The organism is Streptomyces sp. NPDC012888 (assembly GCF_042900645.1).
Classification (GTDB): Bacteria; Actinomycetota; Actinomycetes; order Streptomycetales; family Streptomycetaceae; genus Streptomyces.
On record NZ_JBIBBM010000010.1, the window covers coordinates 171238 to 196065 of the forward strand.

At 72.3% G+C, this 24828-nt stretch carries 15 protein-coding genes; 9 read left to right on the top strand and 6 right to left on the bottom strand.

Annotated features, from left to right (window positions below):
• The first annotated feature begins 368 nt into the window (after nt 1-368).
• Together ACFY61_RS19455 and ACFY61_RS19460 are read left to right on the top strand one after the other, a co-directional pair.
• Nucleotides 369-4304, top strand: coding sequence for an FG-GAP-like repeat-containing protein (locus tag ACFY61_RS19455; protein ID WP_389473487.1), 3936 nt, complete (start codon nt 369-371; stop codon nt 4302-4304).
• Between the two features lie 336 nt (nt 4305-4640).
• Nucleotides 4641-9023 (top strand): FG-GAP-like repeat-containing protein, encoded by a 4383-nt coding sequence (locus ACFY61_RS19460; protein WP_389473488.1) that lies wholly within the window; start codon nt 4641-4643, stop codon nt 9021-9023.
• A gap of 192 nt (nt 9024-9215) precedes the next feature.
• Here ACFY61_RS19460 and ACFY61_RS19465 read toward each other — a convergent pair whose 3' ends face one another.
• Nucleotides 9216-9848 carry a hypothetical protein gene (locus ACFY61_RS19465; RefSeq protein WP_389473490.1) on the bottom strand — a complete coding sequence of 211 codons (633 nt, stop codon included), beginning with the start codon at nt 9846-9848 and terminating at the stop codon, nt 9216-9218.
• A 273-nt stretch (nt 9849-10121) separates the two neighbouring features.
• Here ACFY61_RS19465 and ACFY61_RS19470 point away from each other — a divergent pair, with 273 nt between their 5' ends.
• Nucleotides 10122-11057: a TIGR01777 family oxidoreductase gene (locus ACFY61_RS19470; RefSeq protein WP_389473492.1), complete on the top strand. Its 936-nt coding sequence runs from the start codon at nt 10122-10124 to the stop codon at nt 11055-11057.
• On the opposite strand, the gene ACFY61_RS19475 is transcribed toward ACFY61_RS19470, so the two are convergent.
• The 3 genes from ACFY61_RS19475 to ACFY61_RS19485 all read right to left on the bottom strand — a co-directional run bounded on the left by ACFY61_RS19475 (nt 11054) and on the right by ACFY61_RS19485 (nt 13782).
• The gene (locus tag ACFY61_RS19475) at nt 11054-12556 is read right to left on the bottom strand and encodes a hypothetical protein (protein WP_389473494.1); all 1503 of its coding nucleotides are present in this window, start codon (nt 12554-12556) and stop codon (nt 11054-11056) included. The two genes, ACFY61_RS19470 and ACFY61_RS19475, sit on opposite strands and share 4 nt — an antisense overlap.
• A gap of 158 nt (nt 12557-12714) precedes the next feature.
• Complete coding sequence (locus ACFY61_RS19480; protein WP_389473496.1) at nt 12715-13443, bottom strand: hypothetical protein; 729 nt, start codon at nt 13441-13443, stop codon at nt 12715-12717.
• 57 nt (nt 13444-13500) lie between these two features.
• Nucleotides 13501-13782, bottom strand: a complete 282-nt coding sequence (locus ACFY61_RS19485; protein ID WP_389473497.1) for a pyrimidine/purine nucleoside phosphorylase — start codon at nt 13780-13782, stop codon at nt 13501-13503.
• 177 nt (nt 13783-13959) lie between these two features.
• On the opposite strand from ACFY61_RS19485, the gene ACFY61_RS19490 reads away from it, so the two are divergent.
• Nucleotides 13960-15204, top strand: coding sequence for a serpin family protein (locus ACFY61_RS19490; RefSeq protein WP_389473499.1), 1245 nt, complete (start codon nt 13960-13962; stop codon nt 15202-15204).
• 743 nt (nt 15205-15947) lie between these two features.
• Here the strand turns inward: ACFY61_RS19490 and ACFY61_RS19495 are convergent.
• A complete protein-coding gene (locus tag ACFY61_RS19495) occupies nt 15948-18185 on the bottom strand; it encodes a helix-turn-helix domain-containing protein (protein ID WP_389473501.1) in 2238 nt (745 codons plus the stop codon).
• A gap of 190 nt (nt 18186-18375) precedes the next feature.
• On the opposite strand from ACFY61_RS19495, the gene ACFY61_RS19500 reads away from it, so the two are divergent.
• Nucleotides 18376-19230, top strand: coding sequence for a helix-turn-helix domain-containing protein (locus ACFY61_RS19500; RefSeq protein WP_389473502.1), 855 nt, complete (start codon nt 18376-18378; stop codon nt 19228-19230).
• Nucleotides 19231-19301: 71 nt separating this feature from the next.
• On the top strand, nt 19302-20363 hold the full coding sequence (locus ACFY61_RS19505; RefSeq protein ID WP_389473659.1) for a methyltransferase: 1062 nt from the start codon (nt 19302-19304) through the stop codon (nt 20361-20363).
• Between the two features lie 82 nt (nt 20364-20445).
• Here the strand turns inward: ACFY61_RS19505 and ACFY61_RS19510 are convergent, their stop codons facing one another.
• Nucleotides 20446-21429 (bottom strand): BtrH N-terminal domain-containing protein, encoded by a 984-nt coding sequence (locus ACFY61_RS19510; RefSeq protein ID WP_389473503.1) that lies wholly within the window; start codon nt 21427-21429, stop codon nt 20446-20448.
• Nucleotides 21430-21530: 101 nt separating this feature from the next.
• Here ACFY61_RS19510 and ACFY61_RS19515 point away from each other — a divergent pair, with 101 nt between their 5' ends.
• The 3 genes from ACFY61_RS19515 to ACFY61_RS19525 all read left to right on the top strand — a co-directional run bounded on the left by ACFY61_RS19515 (nt 21531) and on the right by ACFY61_RS19525 (nt 24700).
• Nucleotides 21531-22106: a DinB family protein gene (locus ACFY61_RS19515; RefSeq protein ID WP_389473505.1), complete on the top strand. Its 576-nt coding sequence runs from the start codon at nt 21531-21533 to the stop codon at nt 22104-22106.
• 229 nt (nt 22107-22335) lie between these two features.
• On the top strand, nt 22336-23760 hold the full coding sequence (locus ACFY61_RS19520) for an alpha/beta hydrolase family protein (RefSeq protein ID WP_389473507.1): 1425 nt from the start codon (nt 22336-22338) through the stop codon (nt 23758-23760).
• Nucleotides 23761-23956: 196 nt separating this feature from the next.
• Entirely contained in the window at nt 23957-24700 is a 744-nt protein-coding gene (locus tag ACFY61_RS19525; RefSeq protein ID WP_389473509.1) for a PIG-L deacetylase family protein, read from the top strand.
• Nucleotides 24701-24828 lie beyond the last annotated feature (128 nt).

Sequence of the window (24828 nt, forward strand, 5' to 3'; positions counted from 1 at the left end):
CGGCAGAAAACCGGGCGGACTTCCCGGCACCTCGGCCACTCCCGCGTCGGTGGGCAGGGGCCGTTCAGCGCGCTCAGGCGTGGGCTGCCATCGGCCGGCCCCGGGGGTCGCCGGCGGAGCCGGGCCCGGGCTGGTCCGGATCGTGGGGGCTCGAAGCCGGTTCCTTCACCGACACCCGATCGTCTCTGGCGGCTCCGGCCCGTGACGAGAAAGAGCTGCGTCGATCCGTACAACCGCCCGGGGGCCTCGTGTGTCTCATCCCGCGGGGCTCGTCCCGAGCCGTGACCGCGGCTGCGGAGCCGTCCGGCCCGGCGGTGCCGACCGGCCGGTGGTGCAGTCCGGTCGTCATCCGATCTTGAGAGGTACCAGTGTCACAGACAAGACCCGCGCGGCCGTCCGCCGGAAGGCGCCTGTTCCGGGGCGGCGTCTCCGTCGCCCTGGCCGGCGTCCTCGGCGTGGCCGGGCCGGCCGTCCTGCCGGAGCGGGCTTCCGCCGCGGCCGCCGGGACCGCCGTGACCGACCCGGTGGCCAGCGGTGCGGTGAGCGAGGAAGACCACGCGCTGGCACGGGCGAAGGCCACCGGGCAGCCGTACGAGCTGCTCTCCGCACGATCGGAGGCCTCCGACACCTGGGCGTTGCCCGACGGCACGTGGCAGGTGAAGCGGCACGGCACACCGGTACGGATGTTCCGGGCCGGCGCCTGGGTGGCCACCGACCCGACGCTCGTCTTCGGCGCGGACGGCAGCGTGGTCCCGAAGGCCACCACGGTCGCGGTCACCTTCTCGGGCGGCGGCGACGGGCCGCTGCTCACCGGTGTCATGGACGGCCGGACCCTGTCGCTGACCTGGCCCGGCACCCTGCCGAAGCCCGCACTGGCCGCGAACGTGGCGACGTACGCCGAGGTGTTGCCGGGAGTCGACCTCCAGCTGAAGGCCGACGTGGAGGGGTTCTCCCAGCTGCTCGTGGTCAAGAACGCCGAGGCGGCGAGGAACCCCGCCCTCGCCTCGCTCAAGTACAAGCTGGACACCGTCGGTCTGAGCGTGGCCACGGACGCCGAGACGGGCAGTGTCACCGCCGTCAATCCGGCCGGTGAGACGGTGTTCACCAGCCCGTCGCCGCTCATGTGGGACTCCACCACGATCACCTCCGAGGGAGCGACCGCACCGGCGGCGCCCGCACGCTTCGCCGCCTTTGGCACCACGACCGCGGACGGCGGCTCCGCGACCGCTGTCCCGGCTGACGCGTTCGAGCCCGCGCCCGGATCGCTGGACGCGCAGATGCCGACCACGGTCACGGGCGACACCCTGGAGATCAAGCCGGACCAGGCCCTCCTCAACGGTGCCGGCACCCGGTACCCGGTGTACATCGACCCGTCCTGGGCGTGGGGCAAACGGCAGAACTGGACCCGGGTGTACAAGAAGTATCCGAACACCTCCTTCTGGAACACCAAGGAGGTCGTCCGGGTGGGGTACGAGAACGAGACCTCGGGGCTGTCCCGGTCCTTCTTCCAGCTCGACACCGCGAACGTGAAGGGCGCGCAGGTCAAGAGCTCGGTCTTCCGAATCCGGAACACGTGGTCGTGGTCCTGCCAGGACCGTCCGGTGCAACTGTGGCACGTCGGCCCGATCTCGCCGAGGACCACCTGGAACAGGCAGCCGGGCAGGATCGGCAGCGCCCCGCTGGCGACCGTGGACGACGCCAAGGGCTGGAGCACCGACTGCGCCGCGGGGAACCTGGAGTTCGACGCCACGGCCAAGGTCCGCGAGGCCGCGGCGAAGGGCTGGGCCTCCCTCAACCTCGGCCTGTACGCCGCGGACGAGACCGACACCTTCGGCTGGAAGAAGTTCGACGCCAAGTCGGCCGTCCTGGAGACCGTCTACAACCACCCGCCGATGGCGCCGGTGGACCTGGGCACCAGTCCGCGGACCAGCTGTGCGACGGGCGGCGCACTCGGCAACACCCGGGTGAGCCTGTACGCCCGTTTCGACGACAGGGACGGGGGCAACCTGACTGCCGAGTTCCAGCTCTTCAAGGCCGGGACGGCCACTCCGCACAAGGCGGCCGCCGTGCCCGCCGTCAAGGGCAGGATCAGCACCTGGGCGGTACCGGACGCCGACCTGCCCAGCGGTGACTGGACCTGGAAGGCCCGGGCGAAGGACCAGGACGGCGTCCACTCCGCCTGGTCCGCGACCTGCAAGTTCAGCATCGACCGCACCCGGCCCGTCAAGCCGCCGCTGATCACCTCCGCGGACAACGCGTACCCGCCCGGCAACAACGGGTGGCCCGCCGTGACCGGTACCGGCGGCGTGGACGCGGGTATGTTCGCGTTCGCCCCGAACGGCGTCACCGACGTCCGCAAGTACTACTACTCCACCAGCTGGGATCCCACGGTCAGGGACGAGCCGGTCACCGCGGACGACCCGGCGACGACGACCGTGGACGAGTCCGTCGCCAAGGTCCCCCTCACTCCGCCCGGGGCCGGGCCGCACTTCGTGTACGCCTACAGCGTGGACGCCGCGGGCAACCGGTCCGACACCGCGGTCTACCTGCTGTACGCTGACCGGCGCCCGCTGCGCGACGGCCCCAAGGACCTCAACGGGGACGGCTCGGCGGACCTGTGGAGCCTGGACACCAACGGCGCCCTGCTCACCTACGCCGGGACGGGGAACGGCCAGTTCTCAGCCGCGGTCACGGGAGGCAAGTCCTTCGCGGGCGCCCAGGTCGTCTTCGGCGGGGGCTGGACCGGCACGGGTTACACCGACCTCGTCAGCATGGAGCACGACCCCGTCGAGGGACGCAAGCGGCTCTGGGTGTACCGCAACAACGGCCGCGGCATGATCGACGGGCAGAACCGGACGGAACTCACCGTCACCTGCCGGAAGATCGACGTGGACGCCGGCTGCCCGGAAGCGGCCGACGACCACTGGTTCGACGCCGACCAGGTGATCGCACCGGGCGACCTCAACAACGACGGTCAGCCGGACCTGCTCGTCAAGCAGCACACCTTCCTTTGGGCCTACTACGGCAACCGGGGAAGCTTCGACCTCGACCTGGCCAACACGACCCCGCCCGTCCTGGTCGGCGGCGGCGACTGGGACAGGTTCACGGTGATCGCCCCGGGCGACACCAACGGCGACGGCGTGCCCGACCTGTGGCTGCGGGACCGGGCCACCGGAGAGATCCTGCGCGCCCACGGCAAGAACGGCCCGCGGGGGTACCTCGACCCCACTACCTGGGGTGCCCCGGAGCAGCGGGTCCGGATCGGGCAGGGCCTGAAGGAGGCCGACTTCCCGGTCGTCTCCTCCTCCGGGGACGTCACCGGTGACGAGATCGCGGACCTGTGGGCCCGCCGGTCGGACAACGCGCTGCTGGGCTGGCCGGGACAGGCGCCCGGCGCCGACGGAGTCGCGTTCGGCACCCCGTTCGGCATCAGCCGGACCCTGCCGGCCGGGGTGGCGGGCGGTACGCCCGGCAAGCCGGACATGAGCGGTGACACGTTCGCGGACATGGTGGTGCACGAGCCGAACGGCACGCTGTCCATCCGCCGCAAGGACCCCGTCACCCGCTTCTTCGACACGGGCACGGCGGTGAGCTGGGGCTGGGAGAGCCACCTGGGCCAGGAGGGACAGGGGCGCCTGTACTTCGCCGACGTCAACGGCGACGGTACGAAGGACCTTCTCTCCCACGGCACGGACGGGAGGATCATCGTCCGCCGCAACGACCGCGTGGGCACCGGTTTCGACACCGGCACGCTGATGAGCGCGAACTGGTCGAACTTCCTCGGCCACCCCGGTCAGGGCCGTCTGTACTTCGCGGACGTCACCGGCGACGGCAAGGCCGACATGATGGTCCACGGCACCAACGGCGAGATCCACGTCCGCAGGAACACGGGCACGTACTTCGACGGCGGCACCCTGATGACCGCCGGCTGGGGCAACTTCCTCGGCCACGCCGGCCAAGGACGGCTGTACTTCGCCGATGTGACCGGCGACGGCAAGGCCGACATGATGGTCCACGGCACCAACGGCGAGATCCACGTCCGCAGGAACATGGGCACGTACTTCGACGGCGGCACGCTGATGACCGCCGGCTGGGGCAACTTCCTCGGCCACGCCGGCCAAGGACGGCTGTACTTCGCCGACGTGACCGGCGACGGCAAGGCCGACCTGGTCGTCCACACCGCGGGCGGCGAGGTCAGTTACCGCAAGAACACGGGCACGTACTTCGACGGCGGCACGCCGGCGAGCGCCGGCTGGTCCAACTTCCTGGGGGCACCGGGGAAGGGCCGGCTGTACTTCGAGTGAGGGCCGGCCGGAGCGGGGCCCGGTGAGGCCCCGCTCCGGCGCACTCTCGCCTCCCGTACCGGGCGGGGCCCCGGCCAGGAATATGGCGGCCAATACCATCGGTATTCGGCGCCTGTCCAAGTATTTCACGCACACCACACGTTCAAGTCGGAAATGATCCGGCGCAGCCAACAGGCGGCCGGGCGGGCCAGATGAATTGCGACATACCGATCGAGAACAATGAAAAGGGTGCTTCCAGTGGTTCGTGACCTGGGGAAACTCCGGGTAGTGTCCGACGAGTTGTCCATCTGAGAGGTTGGCGTGCACCAAAGAAGAATCCCCCGGCGCGGGCCGGTAATGAGCTCGGGCACTCGCGGCATATCCCTCGCGCTGGCAAGCGTAATTCTTGCTTCCGGTTCCCTTGCCCTGCCGTCCACCGCCACCGCCTCGACATTCGTCGATCCCGTCGCGGAGGGCTCGCAGAGCGAGGAGGACCACGCGCTCGGCCAGGCCAAGGAGACCGGTCTGCCCTTCGAGCTCGTCTCCGCGCGTACCGAGTCGACCGACACCTGGGCGCTGCCCGACGGCACCTGGAGCGTCAAGCGTCACGGCACGCCCGTCCGCCTGCTCCGCGCGGGCACGTGGGTACCCACCGACGCGACCCTGGCCTTCGCCGCCGACGGCACGGTCGCTCCCAAGGCCTCCACCGTGGACGTCACGTTCTCCGGCGGCGGCACCGGGCCCCTGCTGACCGGCGTCAAGGAAGGCCGTACGCTCTCCCTGACCTGGCCGAAGGCGCTGCCCACGCCCACGCTCGCCGAGAACGTGGCGACCTACGCGGAGGTCCTGCCCGGCGTCGACCTCCAGCTCAAGGCCGAGGTCGAGGGCTTCTCGCAGCTGCTGGTCGTCAAGACCGCCGAAGCGGCCAAGAACCCCGAACTCGCCACGCTCAAGTACAAGCTGGACACCGTCGGCCTCGACGTGTCCACCGACGCCGAAACCGGGAGCGTCAGCGCCGTCAACCCGGCCGGCCAGACCGTCTTCACCAGCCCGTCCCCGCTCATGTGGGATTCGACCACCGCGTCGAGCGGCACCGCACCCGCCGCGAGGACGGCCTTCGCCGCCGCGGCCGCCGCCGAGACCACCACGACCGGCGAGACCCCTCCCCCGGCGGAGGCCTTCGACCCGGCGCCGGGTGCGAAGGACGCCCAGATGCCGACGACGGTCACCGGGGACACCCTGGAGATCAAGCCGGACCAGGCCCTGCTGACCGGCGCGGCGACCCAGTACCCCGTCTACATCGACCCCTCGTGGGCCTGGGGCGAGAAGCAGAACTGGACGCGCGTCTACAAGCGCTATCCGAACACCTCGTTCTGGAACACCAAGGACCCCATCCGGGTCGGCTACGAGGCCCAGACCGGCGGGTCGGACCGCATCTCCCGGTCCTTCGTCCAGCTCGACACCAGCGACACCCGTCACGCACAGGTCAAGTCGTCGGTCTTCCGCATCAAGAACACCTGGTCGTGGTCCTGCCAGGACCGGCCGGTGCAGCTGTGGCACACCACCGCCATCTCGAAGAAGACCACCTGGAACCGGCAGCCGGGCAAGATAGGCACCGCGCCGCTGGACACGGTCGACGACGCCAAGGGCTGGAGCACGGACTGCGCCGCCGGCAACCTGGAGTTCGACACCACCGCCAAGATGCGCGAGGCGGCTTCCAAGGGCTGGGCGACGATCACCCTCGGCCTCTACGCGTCGAACGAGGAGGACACCTTCGGCTGGAAGAAGTTCGACGCCAAGACCGCGATCCTCGAGACGATCTACAACAACCCGCCGAAGGCCCCCACCGCCCTGGGCACCAACCCGCGGACGCACTGTTCCGCCGGCGGCGTGATCGGCAACACCCGCGTCAGTCTGTACGCCAAGTTCGACGACAAGGACGGCGGCAACCTGACGGCGGAGTTCCAGCTCTTCAAGGGGACCTCCACCACGGCGCACAAGACGATGTCGCTGCCGGCCAACAAGGGCAAGGTCACCACCTGGGCGGTACCGGACGTCGACCTCCCGTCGGGTGACTGGACCTGGAAGGCCCGCACCAGGGACCAGGACAACGCCACCTCTCCCTGGTCGGCGACCTGCAAGTTCACCGTGGACCGGAACCGCCCCAGCAAGCCGCCGGTGATCTCCTCGGTGGGCGGGAAGTACCCCAGCGGCGAGCAGGGGTGGCCCACGGTCACGGGCAAGGCCCGTGAGTGGGGCGAGTTCACCTTCGCGCCGAACGGCGCCGACGACATCGACCACTACGTCTGGTGGACCGACTTCGACGAGATCCCCAACGACGCCGCACCCGGAGTGAAGGCCCCCGTCTGGACGCCCGGGTACGGCCCCCACTTCGTCTACGCCTACAGCGTGGACAAGGTCGGCAACCGTTCCGACACCGCCACCTACGTGTACTACGCGGGCCGCTCCGCCCTGCGCGACGGCCCGACGGACCTCAACGGCGACACCAACAGCGACATCTGGAACGTCGACTCCAACGGGACGCTCCTGACCTACGCGGGCCAGGGCAACGGCGAGTTCGCCGCGGCCACCAACGGCGGCAAGTACTTCTCCGGAGCCGACGTCGAGTCCCGTGGCGACTGGCAGCAGGACGGCTACAACGACCTCGTGGCCCTGGAGTTCGACGAGGTCGAGAAGCGCAAGCGTCTGTGGGCCTACGCCAACAACGGCAAGGGCGTCGTCGGCGCCAACGCCACCGAACTGACCGTCACCTGCCCCAAGCCCGACGTCGAGACGGGCTGCGTGGGCGAGGACGAGAAGTGGACCGGTGACGACCACTGGCACGACGCCCAGCAGATCGTCGCGCCCGGTGACCTGAACGGCGACGGCCAGCCCGACCTCCTCGTCAAGCAGGGCAAGTTCCTCTGGGCGTACTACGGCAACCGGGCCACCTACGACCTGGACCTCGGCAGCACCCGCGCTCCCGTCCTCGTCGGCGGTGACGACTGGGACCGCTTCACCGTGATCGCCCCGGGCGACACCAACAAGGACGGCGTCCCCGACCTGTGGATGCGCGAGGACGCCACCGGCGACGTCTACCGCGCGTACGGGAGCAAGGGCAGCAACGGCTACCTCGACCCCACCACGTGGGGCAGGACCACCGCGCGCGTGAAGGTGGCGGTCGGTTACCAGGCCACCGCCTACCCGGCCATCGGTTCGGTCGGCGACCTGAACGGGGACGGCATCGCCGACCTGTGGGCCCGCAAGACCGACAACACCATGATCGGCTGGTACGGCAAGGTCCCCGGCACCGACGACAAGATCTTCGGTGCGGCGTTCGTCATCGACGGCATCGTGGGCGGTGCCCGCATCCCGTCGAACACCACGCTGAACTCCGGGGAGTCCCTGTCCTCGCGCTCGACCAAGCTCACCATGCAGGCCGACGGCAACCTCGTCATCACCTCCAAGGCGGGCGTCCCGCTCTGGTCGTCCAAGACCGCGGGCAACCACGGCGCGAAGGCGGTCATGCGGCCCGACGGCAACCTGGTCGTCTACAAGGCCGACGGGGTGAGCGTGGCCTGGCAGACCGGCACCAGTGCGGCCGGCGGGTACGCCATGCTCCAGGACCGCGGCGACCTGGTCGTGTTCGACGTCAAGAGCCAGTCCCAGTGGTCCAGCGGCACCACGGCCCGGCACGACTACAACGCCGACGGCCGCAGCGACATGGCCAACTGGTACGACTACGGCGACGGCCACGACGCCATCCACACCTTCGCCACCAACTCGGACGGCACCTTCCAGCCGCCCAGGACGGGCTGGTCGGTCCCGGCGGGGAACATGACCGCCTCGATGACCAAGCGGGTGACCGGTGACTACAACGGTGACGGCACCGGTGACGTCGCCGTGTTCTACGGCTACTCCGACAGCTCGGTCGCCGCGTACACCTGGATCGGCAAGGGCGACGGCACCTTCAACGGCCCGGTCAAGTCCTGGAACGTCCCGGCCGGCCAGTGGACCTTCAGCCGGATGACCCCGTACAGCGGCGACTTCAACGGCGACGGCCGTGACGACCTCGCCGTCTGGTACGACTACGCCGACAAGCACGACACCATCTGGGTGTTCACCGGCACCGTCAAGGGCGGCTTCAACAACCCGGTCAGCTACTGGACCGCCGTCAACAGCTGGGAGCAGGCCCGCGCGAAGACCGTGGTCGGCGACTTCAACGGCGACGGCCGCGACGACCTCGCGTCCTTCTACGGCTACGCGGACGGCAGCGAGAAGATGTGGACCTTCCGCGCGACCGCCGAGGGCAAGTTCGTCCCCGAGGCGTCGTGGTCGTCCGCCACCTGGGGTGACTGGGCCCGTACCACCTTCCACGCCGGCGACTTCAACGGCGACGGCCGCGACGACGTGGCGGCCTGGTACGACTACGCGGACGGGCACGACTCGATCATCGCCTTCCCCGCCAGCACCACCGGAACCTTCTCCTCCAGCTACGAGGCGTGGACCGTCGGTCCGGACAACTGGTGGCGCGGCAACGCCAAGCTGGTCACCGGCGACTACAACGGCGACGGACGTGACGACTTCGGTGCGTTCTACGGCTACGACGACGGGAGCGTGCGCATGTTCACCTTCACCGCGAAGGCGGACGGCAAGCTGAACTCCCCCGTCGGCAGCTGGTCCGCGGCCCCCGGCAACTGGACCCGCGAGCGGGCCCTGTTCCTGGAGCAGCAGAACTGACCGTCGGTCACCACGACGCACGGCGGCCGGGACGCGTGACGCGTCCCGGCCGTCGTGCGTGGTCGGGCGTGGATTCCCCGACGGAGGTACCGCCCCGCGCGCCGGGGCGGGGGGGCAGCCGGCGGGCCGTCGGCGGGTCGGTCCCGCTCACCATCGTCGGTGCGACGGGGCCGGACCCCGGGGCCGGTGGCGTCAGGCCGGGCGGCTGCCGGTGGCGACCGGACTGGCGGTGCCCGTCCCGGGCGGGGTGGGCACGCGACGGCGCAGCGGTGCGAACGCCAGGAGGTAGCAGAGGCCGCCGAGGGGCATGAGGTCCAGATTCGTCGCGATCGCGGCCGTGCCCAGCACGAAGAGCAGCAGCGAGCGGACGGAACCCGGACCCCGGACCGTGGCGAGGAGCGTGATCATCCCCAGGTAGAGGAAGAGCGGCCCGACGGTGTACACGGCGGGCATCACCCCGGGAACGCCCTGGACCTGGGCGAAGATCTCCCGCATCTCCGGCTTGTCGGCGGCCCGGAATCCCGCGTACAGGTCGATCACGGCCTGGGCGGCAGCCGCGGTCGTGCCCACCAGCCCCGCCACCGTCCCCGCCCCGGCCATCCGCCGCCGGGCCGGCCCACCGGAGGCGGCCACGGTGCGGCGCAGCCCCTCGCAGGCCACTCCGAAGAGCAGGACCGCGAAGAGGAAGGCGAAGTGGCCGGCTGCCCATGCGGTGCCGGGCTCCTTGGCCCCGTCCACCAGGAGGCGGACGGACCCGTAGACCACGATGAGTACGGGTGCCGCGACGAGGGAGAACCGGGTGAGTCTTGCTGCGCGCTCTGTCATGCCTTCACCCTGCCGCCCGCCGCGCACGGGGACATGGGTGATCACCCGGACGTCGGCCCCACGGCGGGAGGGGCCGCTTCGGGGTCGCCTCCGGGTCCGCACTCGGGGTCGGGGACACCGCGGAGCCGCTGCGGTTCGAACACCACGGCCCGACCGGCCGCCCGGCCCCGGCCTCGGCCAGCCGGTACGCGGCCCGCTGGTCGAGCCCAGTGCTGAACGCGTTCAAAAACGGGGCTATGCTGGGGCGGCGGAGCGAAGCCGAGGGGGTTTCCGATGAAGGTAGTGCTGGCCGGGGGAACCGGGCAGGTAGGAACGATTCTCCACCGCGCGCTGGCAGCGGCCGGACACGAGGTCACCGTGCTGACCCGAAGGCCCACCCGGGCCCACCACGTCCACTGGGACGGTACCACCCTGGGGGACTGGGCCTCGGTGATCGACGGCAGCGACGTGGTGGTCAACCTGGCCGGGCGGAGCGTCTCCTGCCGCTACACCCCGGAGAACCTCCGGGCCATGATGGACTCCCGCGTCGACTCGGCGCGCGTCGTCGGCGAGGCGATCGCCGCCGCCGGGAGGCCACCGCGCGTCTGGCTGCAGATGAGTACCGCGACCGTCTACGCCCACCGCTTCGACGCCGCCAACGACGAGGCGACCGGGCTGATCGGCGGCTCGGAGGACGGGGTCCCCGGTTACTGGGCGTACAGCGTCGAGATCGCGCGCAACTGGGAGCGGGCCCAGGCCCAGGCGCCCACCCCCGCGACCCGCAAGGTCGCGCTGCGCGCGGCGATGGTCATGAGCCGGGACCGGGGCGGCGTGTTCGACGTCCTGTCGTGGCTGGTGCGGCTGGGACTGGGCGGTCCGGTCGCGGGCGGCACGCAGTACGTCTCGTGGATCCATGAGGAGGACTTCGTCCGGGCGGTCGAGTTCCTGATCGCCCGCGACGACCTCGACGGGCCGGTGAACCTCGCCGCGCCCGACCCCCTGCCGCACCGCGACTTCATGCGGCAGCTGCGGCGGGCCTGGGGCGTGCCGGTGGGGCTGCCCGCGACGCGCTGGATGGCCGAACTGGGAGCGTTCGCGCTGCGTTCGGACACCGAGCTGCTGCTGAAGAGCCGTCGCGTCGTACCGGGGTGCCTCCGAGAAGCCGGCTTCGAGTTCACCCACCCCCGCTGGTCCACGGCCGCCCCGTCCCTGACCGGCCGCGCCGCCTAGGCTCCGAGGACGGTGGCCAGGGAGGCGAGGATGGCCAGTGCGGGCTGGGCTATGTCGGTGGCGGGGCCGAGCAGGGCCCGCAGCCGTTCGATGCGGGTCCGGACCGCGGGGCCGTCCGGCTCGGTGGCTTCGGCGAGGTCGGCCAGCCGGTGGATCTCCACGCTCGCTTCCTGACGGGCCTCGTCGGGCACGTCGCGGCTGGTCAGCGTCAGGCGGAGCAGCCTGGCGAGGTCGTCCGTCGCGGCGGCGGCCGTGTGCTTGTTCTGGAAGTCGCGCACCACGGTGTCCTGCGGCCGGTTGATGAAGGTGGTGTTCTCGCCTTCGAAGTGGAAGTTCTCCGACACTGAGGCCTCCAGGATCACGACGTTGCTGTGGTTGACGGAAAGTCCGGGTTTGGCCGGGACGAGCGGCCGCAGGGTCTCCTTGATGTCCGCCTCGGCGTTCCTCAGGGCGGCGAAGGCCGCGGCGTCCGCGGCCCGCGGACCACCTGGCGGCCGGCCCACCGCGTCGGCGTCGAGGACGCGCCTGATGCCGGCGAAAAGGGTCCGGAGGTACTCGGTCGAGGGGTGCTCGACGGGAAAGACGACCTTCTCCCGATCGCGCTGGTGCACCGGCTCCTCGGAGTGGTGCAAGAAGGCCAGGCAGGGCAGTCGTTCCGCTCCGATGCCGAGCCTGGCGGCCACCTCGTACGCCCCCTGCGGGTCGTGCGGCACCCACCGGAGCCAGCGCACCCCGGCCATGACGCGGTACAGCTCGGGCTCCAGGTGCTGCCGCCAGTACCTCCTGGCGTCGGCCCGGCCGGCGACCCGTTCGACGGCGAAGACCCGGGTGTCCGGCCCCGAGAGGGCGTTGAGGTCGCCGAAATGGGTCCGGACGTACGTGGCGAGCTCGGCGTCGGCCTCGGTGTACAGCAGGACGCCCCACAGGCGGGGTCCCCCGGAGGGCGCCGGCACGTCCGCCGCGAGCGGCAGCCACGCGAACAGTTCCTCCGCGTTCCTTGGGCTGGCGAGCAGGTACGCCCCGGCGGGCAGGCGCTCGATGCAGAGCACCACCAGATCATCCTCGGCAAGGTCCGACTCCGCGAGGGGCTGCCGGTCCGGCAGGCGCTGGTCGGTCGCGGCGTCGCACAGCCACACGTCCGATACGTGGCTCCGGTGGAGCCGGTCCTCCAACGCCGCGCGCACCGCCTCGATCCGCTCGGGCGACCCCACGGGGCCGATCTCCGGCAGGCTCTCCGATACCGGCGGTGACTCCGGTCGGGCGGCGCCGATGCGGCGCGCTTCCCGCAGGCAGAGGTCCTTGAGCTCCCCGACGGTCAGCCCGGTGTCGGGAACGGAAACCTCGAAGAGCCCCTCGTGCAGGGCCCGGTCGAGAGCACGCCAGCGGTCGTCGCCGACGCCGACGCCCGCCCAGTGCAGTTCGGAACAGCAGAGCTCGCTGTACGTGGAGTTCCGCATCAGGGCCCGGTCCTCTTCCCGGACCACGACCTGTAATCGCATGGGCCGTCCCCCTGCCTTCCCGTCCTCGTCGATGGTCACCGCATCGTACGGGCCGACTCGCGATCGCCGCGGCCTCTTCGGTGCGGGCGCGGGCGATCGGGCGGGCTCGGGGTGCGGAGCATCGCGGAGATCCGGCAGGGGTCCTCCGGCTCGGGTCGCTAGTCGAGCAGGTCGGTCTCCGTCACTCGGTGTGCCTCCAGGGCCGGTGCGGCGAGGAGGTCGGCGATCAAGTCCTCCGAGCCGCCGACGTACGTGCTCTTCAGGTCGGTGTCGCCGCCCACGCACCAGGCGCGGTCCTCCGGCCACCACAGGTCGGGGAGTTCCGCGTGGGGGTCGAGTGAGTGCGGGGAGACGGAGTCCGCCAGGGTGCCGCTCATCAGCACCCGGTCGCGGTGGGGGGTCTCGAAGCGGGGCACCGCGTCCCAGTCCCAGCGTCCGTAGCCCTCCCACAGCGCGTACCAGCACCGGTCGGGCGTGCCGGTGTGCCGGGTCAGGACGGGGACGAGGGCGCGTGCCACGTGGCCCGGCGTGGGCCCCTCGTCGGGGGGTGCGTCCCAGACGCCTGGCAGGTGGAGGTCGCCGCCGTACGACTCGTCCCGGGTGACGCCGAGCAGGTCGTGCCAGGGCCGGGTGCCGGAGGGCGTGCGACCGTAGGCCGCGCCGACGCTCTCCCAGCGCACCGGCTGCTCATCGAGGTACGCGGGGTGGAGGATACGGGCGTACGCGGCGAAGCCGGGGGCGGTCACGCCGCCGACGGTGCCGAAGCGCCCGGACCCGGGGCGCCGTTCGGCCAGCCAGTCGGCTGGGGAGAGGTCGGCCGTCCGTACCCGCAGGCGCCCGTAGCGCTCCGGTCCCGGCGTGCGATGGGTCGATTCGAAGTCGGTCACCCACCCAGTCTGCCGCCCTCCGGCGCCCGGGCCGAAGGAATAAGGCCCGGGGGCGGGTCAGCGGTATTCGCAGAGGTACGCGGTCTCGACGGCGACGGTGAGCCGGAACGTGCTGTCGCCGGCTACCTCGAACCGGCTGCCGGCGGGGAAGGTCTCCCAGTCCGCCGCACCGGGGAGCCTGACGGTGAGGGCGCCGCTGATCACGTGCATGGTCTCCGGGGCGGCCGTGCCGAACTCGTACTCGCCGGGAGCCATGACGCCGATGGTCGCCGGCCCCTGTTCCTGGGTGAAGGCGATCGACTTCACCGAACCGTCGAAGTATTCGTTGACCTTGAACACGGGCGTCCTCCTGGGAAGCGGGCTGAAAGGGGGGCGCCGGCTCGCCTCGCGCTGCTTCCGGCAAGGGGCAGGTTACTGGTGCCGGCCGCCGGCCGGATCCGGCGGGTCCGGCCGTGGCGGCGCCGGGCGCGGAAAAGCGTTCTGGTCCGGCGGCGTCCTCTACGTACGCTTCCGGGCATGAGCATGAAGAACTCGACGGTCCGCGCGGTCAACCGGCTGACCGGCCGCTGGGCGGAGGCCGCGGTAGCGCCCGACGGTCGTACCGGAACGGTCCTGACCGGGGCCGGGGTGTGGCCGCTGCTGGCCCTGCTGGCGGACGGTGCGGGTGGTCCGGCGAGGGACGAACTGGCCGGCGCGCTCGGCATACCCGCCGACCGTGCCTCCGCGGCCGCCCGGGAGTTGCTGACCGCCCTGGGGCGCGTACCCGGGCTGGAGGCCGCCGCCGGGCTGTGGTCGAGGGCGGACCTGCCGCTGCACACGGACTGGGCCTCCCGGTTGCCCGAGGGGAGCCGGGGCCGGCTCACCGGTGACCGGGCCGCCGACCGGAAGCTGCTCGACGACTGGACGGCCTCGCGGACGGGTGGCCTCATCGAGCGGATGCCGGTGCAGGTGACCGAGCGGACCAGACTGGTCCTGGCGTCCGCGCTGGCGTTGCGGCTGCGCTGGATCCGGCCGTTCCGGGAGTGGCCGGGGGTGCTGCAGGAGGGTCCGTGGGCCGACCGGCAGGTCCTGCGGCTGGGCCGCACGACCTCGCTGCTGCACCGCGTCCGGGTGGCCGGGACGCCCGCCGGTCCCGTCACCGTGTTCGAGGTCGTCGGCGATGGCGGAGTGGACGTCCACCTCGTACTCGGCGATCCGGATGCCGGGGCGGGGCAGGTGCTGGCCGGCGGCATCGCGGCCGTGACCCGGGCCGTGCCGTCGGTGGACGGTTTCTCCTTGCCCGAAGGGACGCCCGGGCCGGGGCTGTGGATCGGGCGGGGGGCGGCGTACCGGCCCGAACCGCGTCTGAGCGTCCAGACGGTGGCTTTCGCGGTCGAGGCGGAGCACGACCTGCTGTTGCACGCCGGGCTGTTCGGGCTGGAGACGGCCACCACGCGGGACCCGTCCGGTCACTTTCCCGGTGTCAGCAGTGACCCGCTCCTCATCGAGTCGGGCAGCCAGTCGGCGATGGCGCGGTTCCATGCGAAGGGGTTCGAGGCCGCCGCCGTCACCGCTTTCGGTGCGGTGGGGGCGGGCGTCCTTCCGCGACCGCCGTACCGGGTGCGGACCATCGACCTCCGCTTCGACCGGCCTTTCGGCTTCGTCGCGGTGCAGCGGTCCTCCAGGCTGGTCCTCGCCGCGGGCTGGGTGGCCGAACCGCTCGCCTACGTCCCGGAGGAGCGTGACGAGGACGAGGACGAGGACTGGGAGGACGAGGACTGAGCATCGCGAAGGGCGAGGTCATCTCCGTGCCCGGCACGACCGTGGTGTCCAGGGGCTTACTGTCGTCCCGGACATCGCGGCCCGACGGTGCGTTGCCCGCGCCGTGGCCGTACACGGACGGTGGTGATGGGGTGGAAGAGCCGGACGGGGCCGGGTCCGTGGGGGTCGCAGGTGCCGAGCGTCAGGGCGCGCACCCTGTCCTCGTGCTGCTCCGTGAGGGTGCGCTGCCGGCTCGGTGGGAGGGGGTACCCGGTCCGGTCGTCGGTGGGCGTCGTGCGTGGTGACCCACGACCGCTGGTCGTGACGGGCGGAGCCGTACTCGCCGGTGTCCGTCGCCACCGCGCCCGCAGGCGCCGCGAGCATGGACGGGAGGACGAGGAGCGGGATCGCCGGCAGGGCGAACAGCCGCAGGAGGCGGGCGCAGCGGCCGGAGCCCGGACGGGACCCGGCACGACTGGTTCTCATATGGAATTCCCTGGTCGAAGTCCGCACGTTTTCCCCGGGTCCGCCGCGCGGTTACTGGGGGCTGTACGGCGCGACGGACCCGCCCGGCGGGAGGCTGGTCGAGCCTCCTTCCGGGTCGACCCCACCCAATCGTGCGGAAGCGGAGGCGGGCCAGGCAGTTCCGCCCGCAGAAGTACGGTCCGGCGTACTTCTGCGGGCCGGTCGAAGGCAGTGGGGAGCCGGGCTCAGGGCGCAGGGCTCAGGGCTCAGGGCGCAGGTGCCGGCGCCCGCTGCCCGCCTCACGTCCGCGTCGTGAGCCGCGCGACTGCCGCGTCGTAGCGTGCCCGGAGTCCCGCATCCGCCGAGACCTTCATCAGGACCTCGAGCGCGCGTACGGCGCCGTCCTCGTAGCCGGAGGACTCCGCCTCCCGGGCCGCCAGGTCGAGTTGGGCGATGCCTTCGGCCTCGTTCCCGAGTCCCAGCAGTGACTCTCCCCTCACCATGAGCAGCAGTATGCGGGGCACGTCGGCCGTGCCCGGCCGGTCGTCGAAGGCCAGGGCCTCGGTCGCCGTGTCGAGCGCCCGGCGCCAGTTACCGGCGTCGGCCCGATGGCGGGCGAGGTGCTGCAGGGCCAGTCTTTCGATGGTCCGGTCGCCGGCCCTGCGCGCCAGCCCGACCGCCCGCTCGCATCCCTGCGCGGCTTCGTCCAGGCCGCCGTGCGCCGCCTGCGCCATGGCCAGGACGATCAGGGCGTTCGCCTCGGCCACAGTGTCACCTGCCCGGGAGGCGAGTGCGGAGGCTGCGCCGAGGTGGGTCAGGGCTTCCTCGACGCGGCCTTCCTCGATCAGCACCCAGCCGAGCACGTTGAGCACCCGTGACTCGCCGTGCTGGTCGGCGTCCGCCCGTGCCGCCTCGAGCGCGGTCTCCAGAAGAGGGACCCAGCCGTCCCGGACGCGCCACACGATCAGCGGCCACAGGGTCAGGACGATCCGCCAGGTCCTGCCGTGCAGGCCGGCGGTGTGCGCCGCGGCCACGGCCAGCGTGAGGTCGTCCCGCTCCGCCGCGTACCAGGCCACGGCGGCGGACCGGTCGCCGAACTCCCGTACGGCGACGGGCGGCAGGTGGTCCGCCGGCAGCGGGAAGCACCCCTCGTTGCCGGGCTCGGCCGCCGCCACGGCCGCGAGGCCCGTGGCGATGTAGTGGTCGAGCACGCGTTTGAGTGGTTCGGGCCCGACGTCCAGGCTCCGTGCGTAGAGCCGCACGAGATCGTGCATGGTCCATCGGCCGGACGCCGTCTCCGTGACGAGGTGCGCGACGGCCAGCCGCTCCAGGGAGGCCTCGGCGGCTGCCGGGTCCGTATCCGCCAGGGCGGCCGCCGCGTACCGGTCGACTTGCGTACCGGGGTGGCGGCCGAGGTGGGCGAACTGGCGGGAGACGTGCGGCGGGAGCTGTTGCAGCGTCACGCGCAGCGCCGCTCGGACGCCGGTGTCCTCCACGTCCAGCAGGCTCAGCCGGCGCGTCTCGTCGGACAGTTCGGCGGCCATCGCGTCCAGCGACCAGCCGGGGCGTTGCGCCAGCCGGGCGGCTGCCACCCGCAGGGCGAGGGGCAGCCCGCCGCAGAGCTCGGCCAGGCGTCGCGCGGCCACCGGCTCCGCGCGTACCCGTTCCCTGCCGAGCACGCCGGCGAGGAGCATCGTGCCGTCCTCCGGTCCGAGCACGTCCACGGCGACGGGCCGGGCGGTGTCGGTGACGATGAGCCCGGGCAGCCGGTGCCTGCTGGTGACGACGGTGACGCAGCCGCGACCGCCCGGGAGGAGCGGCCGGACCTGCTCGGAGTCCCGCGCGTTGTCGAGTACCACGAGGAGCCGGCGGTCGGCGGCGAGCGACCGGAACAGGGCGGCCGCGCCGTTCGCCGACTCCGGTATCCGGCCGTGCGGCACACCGAGCGCCACCAGGAACTCGCGCAGCACCTCCATGAGGGCGGGCTCGCCCGTGTCGCCGAAGCCCCGCAGGTCGGCGTAGAGCCGCCCGTCGGGAAACGCGGCGCGGTCGTGGTGGGCCCAGTGCAGCACGAGGGCCGTCTTCCCCACGCCGGCGGGTCCGACGACCAGACAGACGGGTGCCTCGCCCGCGGTGGTGGCCCGGGTCAGGGCGTCGAGTTCGGCCGCCCGCCCGTGGAAGCCGCGCGGTGCGCGCGGCAGCAGGTCGGGCGCACCGGTGTGCGCACCGGTGTGCGCACCGGCGGCCGGTGCGCCGGGAGTCGGCGGGGCCTCCATGGTGCGGGCCCGGCGGGGACGGCCCAGGCTGGCGGTGTGCTCCAGCTCCCGGGCGCTGGCCTCGTCCAGGCCGAGGGCTGCGGCCAGGGCCTGCACGGTGCGGCGCTGCGGCCCCCGGGAATGACCGCGCTCCATGTACGACAGCGCCCGCACGCTCACCCCCGCGGCGTGCGCCAGCTCCTCCTGGCTCAGCCCGGCCTCCGTCCGCAGACGGTGCAGCAGCGTGCCGAAGCCGCCGGTGACCGGTGTACCGGTGTCCATGTGTGCGTGTCCCCTGGTCAGTGCGGTCCAGCCGGTACGCCGTACCCCTCCTGCAAAAGTATGCACGAACCACTTTTGCAGGCCGTACCGCGACGGCCGCGTACCGGCGCCGAGCACGCTCGGGGCTCCGCGTCGGCCTGCGGAACTTTTCTCCAAGACGGGGCGGTCCGGGGTCCGTCAGGGTGGGGGCATGGACAGCGACGACGTGGATGCCGAGGGCGGATCCGTGGCCGGGGGCCGTGGTTCCGGCGGCGGCCGTGGCGAAGGCAGTGGGTGGGAAGTGGCGCGGCCGCGGCCCGGCGGCGCGGCCGCCGTCGCGGGAGTCCGGATGGCCGGGTTCCGGGATCGTGTCGGCCGGGCCCTCGACCTGCGGGTTCTGCCCCAGCCTGCCGTGGTCGTGGTCATCGGTCTGGGGGACGAGCCGTTCAGGGTCGAAGCCGGCCCGGCGAGCCCGCACCGCGACAACGCGAGCCTGGTCGCGTCGCTGTCGCCCGGGCCCGCGCGGATCCGCGGCCGGGACGTCGAGTGCGTCGAGATGTGCCTGACGCCCGGCGCCGCCTACAGCCTGCTGGGTGTCTCCCCGCGCGAACTGGAGGGGGCGGTCGTCGGCCTGGACGACCTGTGGGGGCGGCAGGAGCGGCGGCTCCGTGAACGCGTGGCCGAAGCCACCGCGTGGGAGGAACGTTTCGCGCTGGTCGGCGAGTTCCTCGCGCGCCGGGCCGCCGGGGGCCCGGCGATGACGCCCGAGGTCGCCGGTGTGTGGGACACGATCGTGGCGCACGGGGGCCGGGTACGGGTCGACGACCTCGCCGCCTCCTGCGGGTGGAGCCGCAAGCGGCTGTGGTCCCGGTTCAGCGCCCAGACCGGCCTCACCCCCAAGCGCGCCGCCATGCTCGTCCGCTTCGACCAGGCCGCCAGGGCGCTGCGGGCGGGCGGGAACGCCGCGGACGTCGCCCTGGCGCACGGCTACGCCGACCAGTCCCACCTGCACCGCGACGTCCTCGCCTTCGCGGGGTGCACGCCCCGTGCCCTGGTGGGCGTCTGACCTCGCCGCCCAGGCCCGGACATCACCACCACCACCGATCCAGACGAGGAAGGAATTCATCCGTGAGCACCATGGACACAGCGGCTGCCCGGGAGGCCATGGCCGGCCGGGGTCTGATCGTCCGGCTCGCTTTCGGCAGCATGGCCTCGCAGACCTTGCGTGCGGCCGTGCGGCTCGGAGTCTTCGACCTGCTCGGCGACGGCCGGCGGTCGGCCGTCGATGTGGCCGCCGACGCGGGCACCGAGCACCAGCCCATGACGCGGCTGTTGCGCGCCCTCGCCGGTCTGGGCCTGCTGGAGGAGCACGAACCCGGGGCGTTCTCGGTGACTTCCGCCGGCGCACTCCTCGGATCCGGCCGTCCCGACTCGCTCGCCTCGTTCGTCCGGGTGTTCACCGACCCGGCGGTCGTGCGGGCCTGGGACGGCCTGGACGTCAGCGTCCGTACCGGCGGGATCGCGTTCGACAGCGTCTTCGGAACCGACTTCTTCAGCCACCTCGGCCGGCACCCGGAGCTGTCCGCCGACTTCAACGCGGCGATGAGCCAGGCGTCGGAGGAGACGGCCGCCGTGTTGCCGCACGCCTACGACTTCGGCCGCTTCAGGTCGGTGACCGACGTCGGCGGCGGTGACGGGAGCGTCCTGGCCCGTGTACTGGCTGCGCATCCGGCGCTCACCGGTGTCGTCCACGACACGGAGGACGGGCTGGCCCAGGCGCCGAAGACGCTTGACCGGCACGGGGTGGCGGACCGCTGCTCCCTCGCTGCCGGCGACTTCTTCCGGGCCGTTCCGGGCGGCTCGGACCTGTACCTGGTCAAGAGCGTGCTGCACGACTGGTCGGACGACCGGGCGGTCACGATCCTCGGTCACTGCCGTGAGGTGCTGCCGCCCGGTGGCCGCGTCCTGATCGTGGAGCCGGTGCTGCCCGAGGTCGTCGGTACCGGCGCCGCCGGGCACGCCGCGGACGGCGGGACCACCTACCTCAGCGACCTCAACATGCTGGTGAACCTGGGCGGGAGGGAACGTACGCGCAAGGACTTCGAGGAGGTCTGCCGACGCGCGGGGCTGTCCGTCGTGTCGGTGACTCCGCTGGAGGAGGCGCCTCCCTTCTACCTGATCGAGGCCGTGGCGGCCTGACCGGGGGCGCGGCGCAGGGACCCGCAGGACGGCCGGGGTCGTCCGCGGGTCGCCTGGCCCTCCTGCCCTCCTGCCCTCCTGCTCAGAGCTTGCTGAGGGCCCGCATCGCGTCGCGTTCGATGCGCGAGAGGTCATGGAGGACGGATCCGGCCAGGGCGAGGTCTTGCGCGTCGCCGGATTCGCCCGCCGTCGCGATGAGTGCGGCCGCCTGGGTCCAGAGGGGTGCGGCCTCGGTGTACAGGCGGTGGCCGGTCCGCAGGTGGCTGTTGTCGATCAGCTGGGCGGCCTCGGCGAGGAAGTCCCGGTAGAGGTTGCGGAACAGCGCGCCGCCGGTGCCGGCCTTCTCCATGAGGGCGGCGGCTCGTGGGAGGTCGTGGCGCGGGTCGGCGCTGCGCTGCAGCCAGCCGGGCACTCGCTCGGCGGCCTTCTCGATGCCCCGGTGACCCAGGTTGGCGATGGGCGGGTTCAGGAACGCCTCGGCGCAGGACCTGATCGCGGGGACGATCCGGTCCGTCGGTGACGCCGGGCTGGTGGGCGCCGTGATGGTGAAGGAGCGGTGCTTGGCGGTCATGGGGCCGCGTTCGGCTCTCGCCCTGGCCAGGCTTGCGAGGCTGGTCTTGACGGCTCCGCCCTGGGGGTCGGTGTCCACCAGGTAGGCGTCCTGCTCGTCGTAGCCGTACATGGCCACGACGTGCCCGCCGAAGTGCACCTTCGTGGTGAAGTAGTCCAGGTGGTAGCTGTCGAGCTGGAGGCCCGCCGGCCGCCCCTCGTCGATGGGTGCCGCCACGTTCTGCCACGCCTTGCGCGGGGAGGTGGTCTCCGCGACCCGCAGCTCGAGTCCGAGCAGGGCGGTCAGGTTCCGGGTGAGCTCGAAGGGTTTGACCCGGCCCCCCAGGAAGGGGAAGTCCATGCTCCTGGTGTCCCAGTAGACGAAGGAGAGCCCGGACCCGAGCCCGAACAGCATGGGTTCGGACAAGTCGAACCCCTCGTGCCGGAGCAGCACCCCCAGCGCCGTCGTCTCACAGTGCTGCATGCCCCGGACTTCGATGTCTTTCGCCATGGCCATGCCGCTCATTCTGCTCGGCTGGGGGCCCTCCTTTCCGGGGGTCGCCGCCCCCGAGGCGATATTCACTGGTGGGCGGAGCCGGTGTTCACGATGATGCGGTCATGGACTTGGACGAGCGCGACGACGGAGCAGCGGTGACTCGGTGGACCCCTTCCACCGTCTACCCCGACATGTGGGTCGACCCGGACGACGACCCTCGCGAGAGCGGCGTCGAGACGGTCGACGAACGCGGCACGCTGCTGGAGAGTCTGCGCCACTTCCGGCTCACCATCGAGATGAAGTGCGCCGGCCTGGATGCGGGGCAGATGGCCCGCCGCTCCGTACCGCCGTCCACGATGTCCCTGCTCGGGCTGGTACGGCACATGGCCGAGGACGAGCGGCACTTCCGCCGGCTGGCGGGCGTGGAGGCGCCGAGGATCTACCGCACCGCCGAAGACCGTGACGGCGAGTGGAACGGCGCGGTCGCCGACCCGGCGGTCGTGGAGGACGCCTGGCAGCAGTGGCGGGCCGAGAGCGAGGCGACCGACCGTTTCATCGCCGGCGTCGCCGACCTCGGCACGCGGACCGGAGAGGCGCCGCTGCGGGAGATCCTCGTCATGCAGATCACCGAGTACGCCCGGCACTGCGGCCACGCCGACCTCCTGCGCGAGAGGATCGACGGACGCGTGGGCCAGTGATGGCGGTCGCACCCGGAACCGGTGCTCCCGGAAGCGCGTAGGCCTTCCGGGCGGTGCGTAGCAGGAGGGCGAGAGCACCCGGACGGCGGAGCTCGCGGCAGGGGGTCGCGGCAGCGGTGGGCCGGGCACCGGGCGCCGGGGCGGGAAGTGGGCCGGGGGCGGCGGGGCGGGGGCTCGCGTGCCGAGGACGGGATGCCGGTGCCCCGGGCTGCGGCTAGGTTCCGATGGTATGAAGCCGCACAGATCAGGCGACGGTCCGGCCGGTCCCTCGCGTCGCGCCCTGCTGACCGCCGGAGCCGGCGTCGCTCTCGTCGCGGGCTGCGCCCGCGAGGGCGCGCCCGGGGCCGGCGCTCCGGCGGCGGTCACCGCGACCGCCACGGGCTCCGCCACGCCCAGCGCCGCCGCGGGCGGGATCACCCCGGGGGCCATGACGCTGTTCGAGGACCCGGCGTACAACTTCAACGGGCTTCTGGCGCTCGGCGCGTCCGGCGCGGGCTCGGCCGAGGTCGGCGAGGTCCTGACCGCCGTGAACGCGATCAACGCTGCCGGGGTGTCCGCTCAGTCGTACGTCGAGACGTTCCGCAAGCTGGGCGACCGGCTCCTCGAGCCGCCCCCCGGCGCCCCGGCCGACGACCAGACCAAGCGTTTCCGGGCGCTGCGCGCGGCCCAGTACTACGGTCAGGCCCTGTTCTTCGTCCTGGGCTCGGACGACCCGGGCAGCGAGGAGCAACTGTACCGGGCCGGCCGGGCGGCCTGGGACACCTTCTGCGGCCTGTGCGAGCCTCCCCCGGTCACGGCGAACGTGCCGTACGGCACGACACCGCTGCCGGTGTGGTTCTTCCGGCCCGACGCGTCCGGCGGCGACCGGCGCCCGACCATGATCCTGACCAACGGCAGCGACGGCCAGAACGTCGACATGTGGACGTACGGGGTCGCCGCCGCGCTCGACCGCGGCTGGAACGCCCTCGTCTACGACGGGCCGGGGCAGGGCCAACTGCTGTTCGTCGACCGGGTCGTGTTCACGCCCACGTGGGAGAAGGTCGTCACTCCCCTCGTCGACTGGCTGACGGCCCGCTCCGACGTGGACCCGGCCAGGATCGCCCTGACGGGCCTGAGCATGGCCGGTGACCTCGCGCCGCGGGCGGCCGCGTTCGAAAGCCGGATCGCCGCGCTGGTGGCGATGCCGGGGTGCGTGGAGCCGTGGCTGGGCTTTCCGCCCGAGATCCGCCGGATCCTCACGCCCGACAAACAGCAGACGAACGACATCTGGAACAAGGAGGTCGTGCCCGAGCTGCCCCCGGCGGCCGCGGCGGTGATGAAGAAGCGCTTCGAGCCGTTCTCCGTCCCGGCGATGCTCGAAGCCCGGCAGGGGAAGCTGTTCACCGACTTCCACACGCCCGCGACCCGTATCCGGGCCCTGTCGATCACGGACGTCATCGGCCGTGTCAAGGCGCCCACCTTGGTGCTGGACTACGAGGGCGAGCAGTTCTACCCCGGCCAGCCGCGCCGGATGTACGACGCACTCACCTCGCCCAAGGACTACATGCGGCTGACGGCCGCACAGGGCGCGCAGCTCCACTGCTCCCCCATGGCCCCCCAGCTGCACTGCGAGGTGGTCTTCGACTGGTTGCAGGCCACCCTCCCGGGCAGCTGACGCGGCGCTGCCGGGCGGGTACGCCACCCGCGCGCCGGGGCCGCTGCCCTGCGCCCGGCGCGACCCGTTGTCATGGCCGGCCTGGGGTTCGACGATTCCCGCACGAGGTGAGGGCTCGTCGCCCCTGGGTATCCATGGAGGCCGACACGGTCATCACCACCTCTGCCGCGGCGACGACCGAGCCTTGGAGGAACCCGTGCAGCTGCCCAGCGTTCTCGGGGTCTTCGCGCACCCCGATGACGAGTCCCTCGTCGCGGGTGGCGTTCTCGCCCGGCACGCGGCGGCGGGCGCCCGCACCGGTGTGGTCACCGCAACCTGGGCGCCCGGAACCCACCGGGCGGTCGAGCTGAGCGAGGCGCTGCGGATCCTCGGGGCGGGGGTGCCCCGGCTGCTCGGCTACGCCGACGCCCGCGTGCCCGAGTCGGCTGCCGGATGCCCCCGGTTCCTCGACGCGTCGCTGGACGGGGCCGTGGGGCGCCTTGTCCGACACATCAGGGAGTTCCGTCCGGACGTCCTGGTCACCCACGACGCCTACGGCTCCTCCGGCCACCCCGACCACGTCCACACCCATCGCGTGACCCTGCTCGCCGCCCGTGCGGCCGGGCTGCCGGATCTCTACCCGCAGGCCGGGCCCGCGTGGCGCCCGGGCGCCGTCCGTGTTGCCGTGCACCCGCGTTCCGGCGCCGGTGAGCTGGCCGATCTGGTGGCCGGTGCAGGCAAGAAGCTGTGGACCGTGCCGGACGAGGCCGTCACCGTCACGGTCGACGTCCGGCCGTGGGTCGGCCGGAAGTGGGCCGCGATCCGGGCCCATGCCTCCGAGGCAGCGCGGGACCGGTCCCTGCCCCACCTGCTGGCCGGGCTGCCGGTCGCGGCGAGGAACCGGATCCTCGGGACCGAGTGGTTCGTCCGTCACGACCTGACGCCGGGCCCGGTGGCCTGACCCGGCTCGCGGGAGACGTCACCGGTGGAGGACCCCTCTACCGGGCGATGACTTCGGCAGGGCCGTCGCCCCCGTGCGGTGAGCGTGCATGCGGGACGCCGGTTGCCCGGGCAGCTCCACTGACGGAA